11 protein-coding genes are annotated in these 12,311 nt (G+C 56.2%); 7 read left to right on the top strand and 4 right to left on the bottom strand.

All coding sequences use genetic code 11. The features are described 5' to 3' along the window. Nucleotides 1-28 precede the first annotated feature (28 nt). The 3 genes from fghA to HP564_RS06570 all read right to left on the bottom strand — a co-directional run bounded on the left by fghA (nucleotide 29) and on the right by HP564_RS06570 (nucleotide 3,008). The gene (fghA, locus tag HP564_RS06580) at nucleotides 29-871 is read right to left on the bottom strand and encodes an S-formylglutathione hydrolase (protein ID WP_371241353.1); all 843 of its coding nucleotides are present in this window, start codon (nucleotides 869-871) and stop codon (nucleotides 29-31) included. Nucleotides 872-882: 11 nt separating this feature from the next. Then, nucleotides 883-2,007: an S-(hydroxymethyl)glutathione dehydrogenase/class III alcohol dehydrogenase gene (locus tag HP564_RS06575; protein WP_371241351.1), complete on the bottom strand. Its 1,125-nt coding sequence runs from the start codon at nucleotides 2,005-2,007 to the stop codon at nucleotides 883-885. An 89-nt stretch (nucleotides 2,008-2,096) separates the two neighbouring features. Beyond that, nucleotides 2,097-3,008, bottom strand: coding sequence for a LysR family transcriptional regulator (locus tag HP564_RS06570; RefSeq protein ID WP_371241349.1), 912 nt, complete (start codon nucleotides 3,006-3,008; stop codon nucleotides 2,097-2,099). A gap of 105 nt (nucleotides 3,009-3,113) precedes the next feature. Between HP564_RS06570 and HP564_RS06565 the strand changes: the two genes are divergently transcribed. The 7 genes from HP564_RS06565 (at nucleotide 3,114) to mglC (ending at nucleotide 11,378) form a co-directional block, all read left to right on the top strand. Further along, nucleotides 3,114-4,244 (top strand): YbfB/YjiJ family MFS transporter, encoded by a 1,131-nt coding sequence (locus tag HP564_RS06565; protein ID WP_371241347.1) that lies wholly within the window; start codon nucleotides 3,114-3,116, stop codon nucleotides 4,242-4,244. Nucleotides 4,245-4,366: 122 nt separating this feature from the next. After that, nucleotides 4,367-5,032 carry a GTP cyclohydrolase I FolE gene (gene folE / locus HP564_RS06560; protein ID WP_120453189.1) on the top strand — a complete coding sequence of 222 codons (666 nt, stop codon included), beginning with the start codon at nucleotides 4,367-4,369 and terminating at the stop codon, nucleotides 5,030-5,032. Nucleotides 5,033-5,100: 68 nt separating this feature from the next. After that, nucleotides 5,101-6,261, top strand: a complete 1,161-nt coding sequence (yeiB, locus tag HP564_RS06555; protein WP_371241345.1) for a DUF418 domain-containing protein YeiB — start codon at nucleotides 5,101-5,103, stop codon at nucleotides 6,259-6,261. Nucleotides 6,262-6,408: 147 nt separating this feature from the next. Further along, nucleotides 6,409-7,449 (top strand): HTH-type transcriptional regulator GalS, encoded by a 1,041-nt coding sequence (gene galS / locus HP564_RS06550; protein WP_371241343.1) that lies wholly within the window; start codon nucleotides 6,409-6,411, stop codon nucleotides 7,447-7,449. 313 nt (nucleotides 7,450-7,762) lie between these two features. Beyond that, a complete protein-coding gene (gene mglB / locus HP564_RS06545; RefSeq protein WP_371241341.1) occupies nucleotides 7,763-8,758 on the top strand; it encodes a galactose/glucose ABC transporter substrate-binding protein MglB in 996 nt (331 codons plus the stop codon). A 69-nt stretch (nucleotides 8,759-8,827) separates the two neighbouring features. Beyond that, on the top strand, nucleotides 8,828-10,348 hold the full coding sequence (gene mglA / locus HP564_RS06540) for a galactose/methyl galactoside ABC transporter ATP-binding protein MglA (RefSeq protein ID WP_371241339.1): 1,521 nt from the start codon (nucleotides 8,828-8,830) through the stop codon (nucleotides 10,346-10,348). Nucleotides 10,349-10,367: 19 nt separating this feature from the next. Then, on the top strand, nucleotides 10,368-11,378 hold the full coding sequence (mglC, locus tag HP564_RS06535; protein WP_371241337.1) for a galactose/methyl galactoside ABC transporter permease MglC: 1,011 nt from the start codon (nucleotides 10,368-10,370) through the stop codon (nucleotides 11,376-11,378). A 148-nt stretch (nucleotides 11,379-11,526) separates the two neighbouring features. Here the strand turns inward: mglC and sanA are convergent, their stop codons facing one another. Next, nucleotides 11,527-12,246 (bottom strand): outer membrane permeability protein SanA, encoded by a 720-nt coding sequence (gene sanA, locus HP564_RS06530; protein ID WP_371241335.1) that lies wholly within the window; start codon nucleotides 12,244-12,246, stop codon nucleotides 11,527-11,529. Between the last annotated feature and the right edge of the window lie 65 nt (nucleotides 12,247-12,311).

Here is a 12,311-nt window from a genome sequence, read left to right as displayed (position 1 = left end):
AAAGGGCCGCATCGCGGCCCTGAGTGACCTATACCAGCAGATGCTGCGCATGAAAGCGCAGGTGATCCTCAACAAAGGTCGCAATGAAGTAGTAGCTGTGGTCATAGCCCGGCTGTACGCGCAGCGTCAGCGGGAATCCAGCCTCTTTTGCCACCACATCCAGCCGCTCTGGCTGAAGCTGATCGGCCAGGAACTGATCGCTGTCGCCCTGATCGATCAGGATCGGCAAGCGCGCCTGCGTCTCACGCATCAGCACGCAGCTGTCATACTCGCGCCAGGCCGCCCGATCCTCGCCCAGATAGGCGCTGAACGCTTTCTGGCCCCAGGGGACATCGCTGGGATTGACGATAGGCGCAAACGCCGACGCCGAGGCAAAGCGGTTACCGAGGCGCAGCGCCAGCATCAGCGCGCCGTGCCCGCCCATAGAGTGACCCATAATCGACTGCCGCTCGCTGACCTTAAAGTTACCGGCGATCAGCGCAGGCAGTTCCTGACTAAGGTAGTCAAACATGCGGTAATGTGCTGACCAGGGAGCCTGAGTGGCATTGAGGTAAAATCCTGCGCCCTGGCCCAGATCGTAGCCGTCGTCGTTGGCGACGTCCTCACCGCGCGGGCTGGTGTCCGGCATAATCAGCACCAGACCCAACTCCGCCGCGACGCGCTGCGCTCCGGCTTTGGTCGTGAAGTTCTCATCTGTGCAGGTCAGGCCTGCCAGGAACCAGACCGCAGGCGGCGGCGTATCGCCTTTGGGGTTCGGCAAAAAGATGCTGAAGGTCATCGGACAGCTCAGCACGGCTGACTGATGTCGCCAGCGTTGCTGCCAGCCGCCAAACATCCGGTGTTCTTCCAGCAGTTCCAGCATGGATGCCATAGTGCCTCCGGTTACTTGTTAAAGTGCACGACCGAACGGATTGATTTCCCTTCATGCATCAGATCAAAGGCGTCGTTGATCGCTTCCAGCGGCATGGTGTGAGTAATAAAGTCGTTCAGGGCAAACTTACCATCAAGGTAATCCTGCACGATGCCCGGCAGCTGGGAGCGGCCCTTTACGCCACCAAAGGCGGAACCGCGCCAGACGCGCCCGGTAACCAGCTGGAACGGACGGGTAGCGATCTCTTCACCGGCACCGGCCACGCCGATAATCACCGATTCGCCCCAGCCCTTATGACAGCACTCCAGCGCAGAACGCATCACGTTGACGTTACCGATGCACTCAAAGGAGAAGTCCACGCCGCCGTCGGTCATGTCGACGATGACTTCCTGAACAGGCTTTTCATGATCTTTCGGGTTCACCAGATCGGTAGCACCCAGCTTGCGTGCCAGGTCGAACTTGCTGGTATTAATGTCGATACCGATGATGCGTCCGGCTTTCGCCATCTTCGCGCCGATAATTGCCGACAGGCCGATGCCGCCCAGACCAAAGATGGCCACGGTGTCACCCTCTTTAACTTTGGCGGTGTTCATGACGGCACCCATGCCGGTCGTGACGCCACAGCCCAGCAGGCAGACTTCTTCCAGCGGCGCTTCCTTGCTGATTTTTGCCAGCGAAATCTCAGGTACCACAGTGTACTCCGAGAAGGTTGAGGTGCCCATGTAGTGGAAAATCGGCTTGCCGTCTTTAAAGAAGCGGGTGGTGCCATCTGGCATCAGGCCTTTACCCTGGGTGGTGCGGATCGCCTGGCAGAGATTGGTTTTACCCGACAGGCAGAATTTGCACTTGCCGCACTCTGGCGTGTAGAGCGGAATAACATGGTCGCCGACTGCAACGCTGGTCACGCCTTCACCAACCGCTTCCACCACGCCGCCGCCTTCGTGACCCAGAATGGCCGGAAAGACGCCCTCGGGATCTTTGCCCGACAGAGTGTAGGCATCGGTATGGCAGACGCCGGTAGCGACGATGCGCACCAGCACTTCGCCTTTCTGCGGCGGCATTAAATCCACTTCTTCAATTTTCAGCGGTTCGCCAGCGGCCCAGGCAACGGCGGCACGGGTTTTAATCATGTTCATGCAATCCCTCTTGCAGTCAAGTGGGGACGCGCCAGTGCGGTCGCGTCCATGGGTCGTGATATCAGTAAAAATAGCGCGTAAAGCCGCTGTCAGTCTGCGACCTGTAGCGGATGGAGCAGCCGATCGTCCTGCGGACGGTCGTCAAACATATCGATAATCAAATATTTCAACGCCTCGACGTTAGGCGTGAAGGCGTCGCGACGCCACATCAGCCAGGTCGCGGTATCGCGGTACTGAACCGGCAGCTCATGCGCCTGCACGCGGGCGCGCTCTGGCATCTGCTTCAGCACTGACTCTGGGATCATGGCCACGCCTGCACCGCCCGCCACGCAGGCCATCATGGCGTGGTAGGACTGGATCTCCATTACGCTGGCGGGAGCGACGCCGCTGTCGCGATACCAGGCTTCCAGCTTCACGCGGTAGGAACAGCTATTGCGGAAAGCAAACAGCGTATCGTCTTGCGTGTCGCGTGCGCTCTGGACAGGGGCGTGATCCAGACTGGTGATCAGCGTCAACGTTTCACGAAAGGCAATACAGCCGTTGAGATCGTCATAGGGCGCGGGACCATCCACCAGCGCGGCGGCCAGCGTGCCTTCGCGCACTTTGTCGATAATTTCGCCAGACGTGCTGGTGATCAGCGACAGCGACACCTGAGGATAGCGCTGGTGATAGGCGGCGAGCAGCCCGGGCAGGCGCGTCGCCGCGGTACTTTCCATTGAGCCAAGCGCGAAATTGCCGGCCGGTTCACCTGCGCGCGCCATGCTCAGCGCTTCATCGCTCAGGGCCAGGATACGCTGTGCGTAGTTGAGAAAATTATGGCCCATCGGCGATAGCCGGATGCGCTGCTTCTCACGAATAAACAGATCTACGCCAATCTCTTCTTCCAGCTGGCGCAGTCGCGTGGTGAGATTAGAGGGAACGCGATGGAGTTGTTCCGCGGCGCGGGCCAGCGAACCGGTTTCGGCCACAGAACAGAACATGCGTAGCTGGACAAGATCCATGTATTCTCTTCCCGTAAACAACTTGGTGTGAATTATTCAGTTTTCGTGAGTTTAATCAGCTGGCATGGTATAAGCAAGTGATAATAAAAACGCAGGAGTAGGGGAATGGCTTTTCGCGTGGCGCTCAGCGCCTTTCTGGCGCTGGTGGTGGTGATGGGAATAGGGCGTTTTGCCTTTACGCCGCAGGTCCCGCTGATGATCCACGATGGCCAGCTGACGCTGACCAGCGCCAGCCTGGTCGCTGCGCTGAACTATCTCGGCTATCTGTGCGGCTCTTTTGATGCGATGCGCGCGCGTCGTCACGTTGAGCTGCGCCTGCAACTCGGCGTCTGGGGCGCGGTGATCCTGACGCTGCTGTCAGCCTGCGTTAGTGGCCCCTGGCTTCACGGTGCCGTGCGCTTTCTGACTGGCTGGGCAAGCGGCGTGGCGCTGGTACTGGTGGCCGCCTGGAGCAGCGAGCAGCTGCATCATCACGGCCGTCCCGGCCTGTCGGCAGCGGTGTTTGCCGGACCCGGGGCGGGCATTTTTATCAGCGGTTTACTGGCGGTGCCACTGCATGCGTTGCAGGCCTCTGCTGCGCTGGCGTGGATGGCGTATGGGGTGCTGGCGCTGCTGCTCGTCGCGGCTGTCGCCCGCTACCTGCCGCGTCGCACGGGCGAGCTGCATCGCCCCGATCAGGCTCCTCAGCCGCTGGTGCTGACCGGCGATTTGCGGCGGCTGGTGCTGAGCTACAGCCTGGCGGGCTTCGGCTACATTTTGCCGGCCACCTTTCTGTCTCAGATGGCGGCGTCGCGCTTTCCTGATGGCGCGTTCGCCCAGTGTGTCTGGCCTGTCTTTGGCGGCGCGGCCATGCTCGGTATCGCGCTGGGCATCGTAACGCGTGGCTTCTCCAGCACGCACCGGCGGCTCTCGCTGGTGCTCTGGGCGCAGGCGCTGGGCGTGATGGCGGCGGCGTGGCTGCCGGGCTTCAGCGGTCTGCTGATCGGCGCACTTCTGGTTGGCGGCGGATTTCTCTGCGTAGTGCAGCTCTCGCTGGCGTATGCACGCGAACTGGCGCCGCAGCACACGCGCTATATGGCCGGACTGCTTACTACCGGCTATGCGGTCGGGCAGCTGGCAGGTCCGGTGCTGTCGTCGCTGTCGACAGCCTTGCTGCATCGGCTGGAGCCTGCGCTATGGATTGCGGCGCTGGGCCTGGTGGCGGGGGGGGGCCTGGTCTGGCGGCGATCGTCATGAAAAGCTTTTATCGCCGATTGGATTGATTACTGGATTACCCCAACGGAAAGCTTCACAATATGCGCTCAGAATTGAACCCGCCGGTTTCTCCGGCGGGCGTTACACCTGCGGAGATGAGTACGATGAGCACCCTTAGTCAGGAAGCTATCCTGGTTCACGAAGCGCTGCTGGCGCGAGGCCTGGAAACGCCGTTACGCGCGCCAACGCGTGAGATGGATGATGAAACCCGTAAGCGCCTGATCGCTGGCCACATGACCGAGGTTATGCAGCTGCTGAATCTGGATCTTGAGGATGACAGCCTGATGGAGACGCCGCATCGCATCGCCAAAATGTATGTGGACGAGGTGTTTTCCGGTCTGGATTACGCTAACTTTCCAAAAATCACCGTTATCGAAAACAAAATGAAAGTGGACGAGATGGTCACGGTGCGCGATATCACGCTGACCAGCACCTGCGAACACCACTTTGTGATTATCGACGGTAAAGCCACGGTCGCCTATATCCCGAAAGATAAGGTTATTGGTCTGTCAAAGATCAACCGCATTGTGCAGTTCTTTGCCCAGCGCCCGCAGGTGCAAGAGCGGCTGACCCAACAGGTACTGGTGGCGCTGCAAACCCTGCTTGGCACCAATAACGTTGCAGTGTCCATTGACGCGGTGCACTACTGTGTTAAAGCGCGCGGTGTGAAAGATGCCACCAGCGCCACCACCACAACGTCGCTGGGCGGCCTGTTTAAGTCGAGCCAGAATACCCGCCAGGAGTTCCTGCGCGCGGTGCGTCATATCTGAACACCATTCTTGGCTTAGCGGCCGCCTGCTGATACAGGCGGCTGTGCGCCACCTCAACAGGGACCGATATGCAACGCTATCATGCGCTGGATTGTATTCGCGGCTGCGCCATTCTGGGCATTTTGTTGCTTAATATCGTCGGTTTTGCCTTGCCTTCTGCCGCCTATCTTAATCCTGCCTGGCAGGGCGAACCCAGCACAGGCGACGTCTGGACCTGGGCAGTGCTGGATACGCTGGCCCAGCTAAAGTTCCTTACCCTGTTTGCGCTGCTGTTTGGCGCGGGGCTACAGCTGCAGCTGCCGCGCGGCAGTCGCTGGCTGTCGGCGCGTCTGACATGGCTGGCGCTAATTGGGCTGTTCCACGCCGTGGTGATGTGGGAAGGGGACATTCTGCTCGACTACGCCATTGTTGGCCTGATCGTCTGGCGAATGCTGCGTGACGTGCCTTCAACGCGCAGCCTGTTTCACACCGGTGCGCTGCTCTATTTAATGGGCTGCGGCGTGCTGCTGATTTTTGGCTCGATTTCCGATCCTGAACCGAGCGGTTCATGGCTGCCTGGCGCCGCCGATCTGGAGTATGAACGCTTCTGGAAAGTGACAGGCGGCTGGGAAGCCATTCATAACCGCCTCGATCATCTCTCCTCCAGCCTGATGGCGCTGGCGTCGCAGTACGGCTGGCAGCTGGCGGGATTGATGATGATGGGAGCCGCTCTTATACGCTGCGGCTGGCTAACCGGCGCCTACAGCACGCAACACTATCGCCGCTGTGCCGCGCTGCTGCTGACGGTGGGTTACGCTATCGCGCTGTGCGGCGTGGTGTCGCAGTGGATGCTGCACTGGTCATTCCGCTGGAGTGGCTTTTACCTGCAGGTGCCGCGTGATTTAGCCAGCCCGTTTATCAGCCTGGGCTATGCAGCGCTGATCCTTGGCTTCTGGCCGCAGATTGCCCGCTGGCGTGTGAGTTACGCGTTACAGTGTGTGGGCCGCATGGCGCTGAGCAACTATCTGTTGCAGACGCTGATCTGCACGACGCTGTTTTACCGTTTTGACCTCTTTATGCGTTTCGATCGCCTGCAGCTGTTGGCATTTGTTCCGGCGATCTGGCTGGTCAACATTCTCTTCTCAATTCTCTGGCTGCGTTTTTTCCCACAGGGGCCGCTGGAATGGCTGTGGCGTCGGCTGACGCGGCTGGCCGCTGGTAACCCATCGCATCGCTCCTCGCTCAGATAATGATATTCATCACAAAGGTTACATAATTGTATGTAACCGTTTTCATCAGTGTGACGCAATTCACGCTGCTGCCTTGTCGCGCCTGACAGAATAGCGCCGGGTTTATTTCCTGGCGCGATGCCTTTTATTCCTCTGTGGAACTGCTGCATGATAACGATTCGTGATGTTGCCCGTCTGGCTGGCGTGTCGGTAGCGACCGTCTCACGCGTGCTGAACAACAGCAGCGCCGTCACCGCTGACACCCGGGATGCGGTGTTACAGGCCGTAGAGTCGCTAGGCTATCGGCCTAATGCCAATGCTCAGGCGCTGGCAACGCAGGTGAGCGATACCATTGGCGTCGTGGTAATGGACGTGTCCGATCCTTTCTTTGGCGCACTGGTTAAGGCCGTCGATACCGTTGCGCAGCGCCTGCACAAACATGTGCTGATCAGCAACTCCTGGCATCAGGAAGACAAAGAACGTCATGCTATTGAAGTGCTGATCCGGCAACGCTGTAACGCGCTGGTGGTACATGCGAAAACGCTTTCAGACGCTGAGCTGGCAGGCTTTATGCAGCAGGTGCCCGGCATGGTCGTGGTGAACCGCATTGTGCCGGGCTTTGCCCATCGCTGTGTCAGTCTTGATAACGTCGCAGGCGCGCTAATGGCGACCCGAATGCTGGTGCAGCAGGGACATAGCCGTATCGGCTATCTCTGCTCTGTGCATCAGATTGAGGATGTGAAGCAGCGGCGTGAGGGCTGGGAACAGGCGCTGGCGGAGCAGGGGATGCGACCGCAGGAGAGCTGGATCGCCAGTGCCGAACCCGATATGCAGGGCGGCGAAGCCGCCATGGTGGAGCTACTGGGACGCAATGTGCATCTCAGCGCCATCTTCGCCTATAACGACGGGATGGCCGCCGGTGCGCTTACCGCGCTGAAAGACAATGGCATTCAGGTGCCGCATCACTTCTCTGTTATCGGTTTTGACGATATCCCTATGTCGCGCTACACCGATCCGCAGCTTACGACAGTACGCTATCCTATTGTTTCTATGGCAAAACTGGCAACGGAGCTGGCGCTGAGCGGCGCGGCCGGTGAGCTGGACCCCACCGCTCAGCATATCTTTATGCCCACCCTGGTGCGTCGCCATTCAGTGGCGCAGCGGCAAAATGTGGAGTCGGTCACTAATTCAGGCGATAGCGCGATGTAACCGTTTTCAATCTGTGATTGTATTCACAGTTAATTAACATGCCGCTCACTATGATGGCAGCGTCTTACTGGACTGAAACATTATGTAACGCCGTGATAACGCCTGATGGTGTTGTTTCAGCGATCCAGGAAAAGGTTGGCACGCTCTTCAGGACGCGTTTTTGCACACGGAAGTCAGGTTTCTGGACGGCGGTTCAGCGGGGTAGCGTGTTGTCACCCGCATCTTTGTGATTCGCCGAATCATATTTTACCAAAAGCTCGCTCGCACCTGCTGCGATGGAGCCAGTACTACCCTGCAAAAAACCGGAGATACCATGAATAAGAAGGTTTTCACGCTTACCGCCTTAGTTGCCAGCATGATGTTCGGCGCAACAACACACGCAGCGGACACGCGTATCGGCGTGACCATCTATAAATATGACGACAACTTTATGTCGATGGTGCGCAAGGATATTGAGAAAGAAGCGAAAAGCATTGGCGGCGTTCAGCTGCTGATGAATGACTCGCAGAATGACCAGTCAAAACAGAACGACCAGATTGACGTGCTGATGGCAAAAGGCGTGAAGGCGCTGGCAATTAACCTGGTGGATCCGGCAGCGGCCGCGGTGGTGATCGACAAGGCGCGCGGCAACGACGTGCCGATTGTGTTCTTTAACAAAGAGCCAAACGCCAAAGTGCTGGCCAGCTACGATAAAGCCTACTACGTGGGGACTGACTCCAAAGAGTCCGGCATTATTCAGGGCAAACTGATTGAGAAGCACTGGAAAGCCTCACCGAACTGGGATCTGAACAAAGACGGCCAGATTCAGTATGTGCTGCTGAAAGGCGAGCCGGGACATCCGGATGCCGAAGCGCGCACCAAATATGTGATTGATACCCTGAATCAGGACGGTCTGAAAACCCAGCAGCTGGCGATGGATACTGCTATGTGGGACACCGCCCAGGCAAAAGACAAGATGGACGCGTGGCTCTCTGGCCCGAACGCGAACAAAATTGAAGTGGTTATCGCTAACAACGATGCCATGGCGATGGGGGCTGTTGAAGCGCTGAAGGCGCATAACAAAACCTCTATTCCGGTGTTTGGCGTCGATGCACTGCCGGAAGCCCTGGCGCTGGTGAAATCAGGTGCGCTGGCCGGTACCGTGCTGAATGATGCGGAGAACCAGGCGAAAGCCACGCTGGATATCGCCAAGAACCTGGCGGACGGCAAAGCCGCTACCGAAGGCACCAGTTTTAAAATCAGCGACAAAATTGTTCGCGTGCCTTATGTAGCCGTGGATAAAGAGAACCTGTCTCAGTTCCAGAAATAATCCTGTCCGGGCGCGGCGATGCTGCGCCCTGTTTTCACGTGACCAACGCTTTTTTTAGCCAGGTAAATTATGGCCAGTGATAATCCGACCGCGCAGCGTGAATATCTGCTGGAAATGACGAATGTGTCAAAATCATTTCCAGGGGTTAAAGCCTTAGATAATGTCAATTTAAAAGTGCGGCCTCACTCCGTTCATGCACTGATGGGTGAAAATGGCGCCGGTAAATCAACATTATTAAAATGCCTGTTTGGTATTTATAAAAAAGATACGGGGAGCATCCTGTTTCAGGGTGAAGAAATTGATTTTAAAAGTTCCAAAGAGGCTCTGGAAAACGGCGTTTCAATGGTGCACCAGGAGCTAAACCTGGTTTTACAGCGCACCGTTATGGACAATATGTGGCTGGGTCGCTACCCGCGTAAAGGGCCCTTTGTCGATCAGGATAAAATGTATCGCGATACCAAAGCGATATTTGAAGAGCTGGATATTGATATCGATCCGCGCGATAAGGTCGCCCAGCTTTCTGTTTCGCAGATGCAGATGATCGAAATAGCCAAAGCCTTTTCTTATGACGCTAAAATCGTCATTATGGATGAACCGACCTCTTCACTGACGGAAAAAGAGGTGAACCATCTGTTCACCATTATCCGTAAGCTGAAAGATCGCGGCTGCGGCATTGTCTATATCTCGCACAAGATGGAGGAGATTTTCCAGCTGTGCGATGAAATCACCATTCTGCGCGACGGTCAGTGGATTGCTACCCAGTCGCTGGAAGGGCTGGACATGGATAAGATCATCGCAATGATGGTTGGCCGCTCCCTGAATCAGCGTTTTCCCGATAAAACCAATGTGCCCGGTGAAACCATTCTGGAGGTGCGTAATTTAACCTCGCTGCGACAGCCGTCGATTCGTGACGTCTCGTTTGATCTGCGAAAAGGGGAGATTCTGGGTATTGCCGGACTGGTAGGCGCAAAACGCACCGATATCGTCGAGACCCTGTTTGGTATTCGCGAAAAGGTGAGCGGTACCATCAAGCTACACGGCAAAGCCATTAACAATCACAGCGCCAACGAAGCGATTAACCATGGCTTTGCGCTGGTCACCGAGGAGCGTCGCTCAACGGGTATTTATGCGTTTCTGGATATTGGATTTAACTCGTTAATCTCAAATATCAAGAAATATAAAAACAGCATGGGATTGCTGGATAATAAGCGCATGAAAAGTGATACCCAGTGGGTAATTGATGCGATGCGCGTAAAAACCCCTGGGCGCCATACGCAAATAGGCTCGCTGTCTGGTGGTAACCAGCAGAAAGTAATTATTGGTCGCTGGTTGTTAACGCAGCCTGAAATATTGATGCTGGATGAACCCACGCGCGGTATTGACGTTGGGGCAAAGTTCGAAATTTATCAGCTGATTGCTGAGCTGGCAAAAAAAGAGAAGGGCATCATTATTATCTCGTCCGAAATGCCGGAGCTGCTGGGCATTACCGATCGTATTCTGGTAATGAGCAATGGTCAGGTAGCGGGCATTGTAGAAACCAAAACAACCACGCAGAACGAAATATTGCGTTTAGCGTCATTACACCTTTAATGAAGCAAGGGCTGTTAACATGAAAGCGACTACTAAAAAGAATGCGCTAACCTGGCTGAAAGAGGGCGGCATTTATGTCGTTCTGCTGGTTCTGCTGGCAATTATTATTTTCCAGGATCCAACATTTTTAAGCCTGATGAACCTGAGTAATATTCTGACCCAGTCATCAGTACGTATTATTATCGCGCTGGGCGTGGCGGGTCTGATTGTCACCCAGGGCACTGACCTTTCGGCAGGCCGTCAGGTTGGGCTGGCAGCGGTAGTCGCGGCCACGCTGCTACAGTCGATGGAGAATGCCAATAAGGTGTTCCCGACGCTGGACACCGTGCCGATTCCGCTGGTGATCCTGGTGGTGTGTGTCATCGGTGGTTTGATTGGCCTGCTGAACGGCGTGATTATTGCCTACCTCAAGGTGACGCCCTTTATCACCACGCTCGGCACCATGATTATTGTCTACGGCATTAACTCGCTCTATTACGATTTCGTTGGCGCCTCGCCGATTGCAGGTTTTGACAGCGGCTTCTCAAAATTTACCCAGGGCTTTTTCCGCTTTGGTGATTTTAAGCTGTCGTTTATCACCTTTTACGCCATTATCGCCATCGTGTTTGTCTGGATCCTGTGGAACAAAACCCGCTTTGGCAAAAACATTTTTGCTATCGGCGGCAACCCGGAAGCGGCAAAAGTCTCTGGCGTAAACGTTAACTTCAACCTGATTCTGGTCTATGCGCTTTCCGGTGTGTTCTATGCCTTTGGCGGTCTGCTGGAAGCGGGCCGTATCGGCAGCGCCACCAACAACCTTGGCTTTATGTATGAGCTGGATGCGATCGCAGCCTGCGTGGTGGGTGGCGTTTCCTTTGCGGGCGGCGTCGGTACGGTTGCCGGTGTGGTGACCGGTGTAATTATCTTCACCGTTATCAACTACGGCCTGACCTATATCGGCGTCAACCCCTACTGGCAGTACATTATCAAGGGCGGCATTATCATCTTTGCCGTAGCGCTCGACTCACTGAAGTATTCGCGTAAGAAGTAAGTAGAGAGATGAAAAAGAGCGGCCGCTGGGCCGCTCTTTTTTTTGCCTGGCGCACAGGAGAAAGAGGGCAGGAGGCGCTTATGCCGCGCGGGCAACAGGGCATGAGCGCGCGGTTACCTGCGGTCAGGTTGGCGCACAGCGTGCGACGTTATTGATGTATCTTCTGCTCGCTTTCCAGCAGCTGCTCCGGCGTCACCGCAGGATAGCCCTGCGCATCTTCCGGTATTTCGTGCACGGCCGGAATCGGCACCAGGGGGCCAAGAAAGCGCGGCTCACGCTTCATGATATAGAGATCCGCCAGCGCACCGAGACGCGCACCGACCTCGCGAAAGCGGACGCTCAGCATGTTTTTCGGTGACGGCACAGCGAAACACTGCGCCTGTATGCCCATATGGAGCGCGATAAACAGCGCGCGTTCACAGTGGAAGCGCTGAGTAATAATGATGAAGTCGTTGGTATCGAATACCTTGCGCGTGCGCACAATGGAGTCGAGCGTGCGGAAGCCCGCATAGTCCAGCACGATATCCTGCGGGTCGACGCCTGCTTTAATCAGGTCGCGACGCATGGTCATCGGCTCGTTATAGCTGCTCATAGCGTTGTCGCCGCTTAACAACAGGTAGTTAACCTTTCCGCTGTTATAGGCGTTCAGCGCGCCCTGAATGCGGTACAGATAGTACTGATTGTAGACGCCAGTGCGGTAATATTTCGCGGTTCCCAGCACCACCCCGACCTGACGATGCGGCAAAGAGGTGACATCTTCATAAATGAACGGGGCCGTTTTCCAGCTGATCCAGCGATCCAGGCCGAGCGCAGTCGCCACCATCAGTAAGATGATGAAGAGAAAACCAATAAAAACGCGTTTTAACATACGCGTAAGCGCTCGACGTAGGGGAAAATCGGTGCATCAAGGCTACTTGAGGACCTGCGCTGAAG

The sequence above is a fragment of the Pantoea sp. KPR_PJ genome, from assembly GCF_041386365.1.
Classification (GTDB): domain Bacteria; phylum Pseudomonadota; class Gammaproteobacteria; order Enterobacterales; family Enterobacteriaceae; genus Pantoea.
The sequence above is the reverse complement of the archived record's forward strand: the minus strand, read 5'-3'. Positions and strand labels throughout refer to the sequence as shown.

Bases quoted from the DNA above. Each gene is read 5' to 3' on its own strand.
- fghA (WP_371241353.1), bottom strand. From the start codon at position 871: ATGGCATCCATGCTGGAACTGCTGGAAGAACACCGGATGTTTGGCGGC.
- HP564_RS06575 (WP_371241351.1), bottom strand. From the start codon at position 2,007: ATGAACATGATTAAAACCCGTGCCGCCGTTGCCTGGGCCGCTGGCGAA.
- HP564_RS06570 (WP_371241349.1), bottom strand. From the start codon at position 3,008: ATGGATCTTGTCCAGCTACGCATGTTCTGTTCTGTGGCCGAAACCGGT.
- HP564_RS06565 (WP_371241347.1), top strand. From the start codon at position 3,114: ATGGCTTTTCGCGTGGCGCTCAGCGCCTTTCTGGCGCTGGTGGTGGTG.
- folE (WP_120453189.1), top strand. From the start codon at position 4,367: ATGAGCACCCTTAGTCAGGAAGCTATCCTGGTTCACGAAGCGCTGCTG.
- yeiB (WP_371241345.1), top strand. From the start codon at position 5,101: ATGCAACGCTATCATGCGCTGGATTGTATTCGCGGCTGCGCCATTCTG.
- galS (WP_371241343.1), top strand. From the start codon at position 6,409: ATGATAACGATTCGTGATGTTGCCCGTCTGGCTGGCGTGTCGGTAGCG.
- mglB (WP_371241341.1), top strand. From the start codon at position 7,763: ATGAATAAGAAGGTTTTCACGCTTACCGCCTTAGTTGCCAGCATGATG.
- mglA (WP_371241339.1), top strand. From the start codon at position 8,828: ATGGCCAGTGATAATCCGACCGCGCAGCGTGAATATCTGCTGGAAATG.
- mglC (WP_371241337.1), top strand. From the start codon at position 10,368: ATGAAAGCGACTACTAAAAAGAATGCGCTAACCTGGCTGAAAGAGGGC.
- sanA (WP_371241335.1), bottom strand. From the start codon at position 12,246: ATGTTAAAACGCGTTTTTATTGGTTTTCTCTTCATCATCTTACTGATG.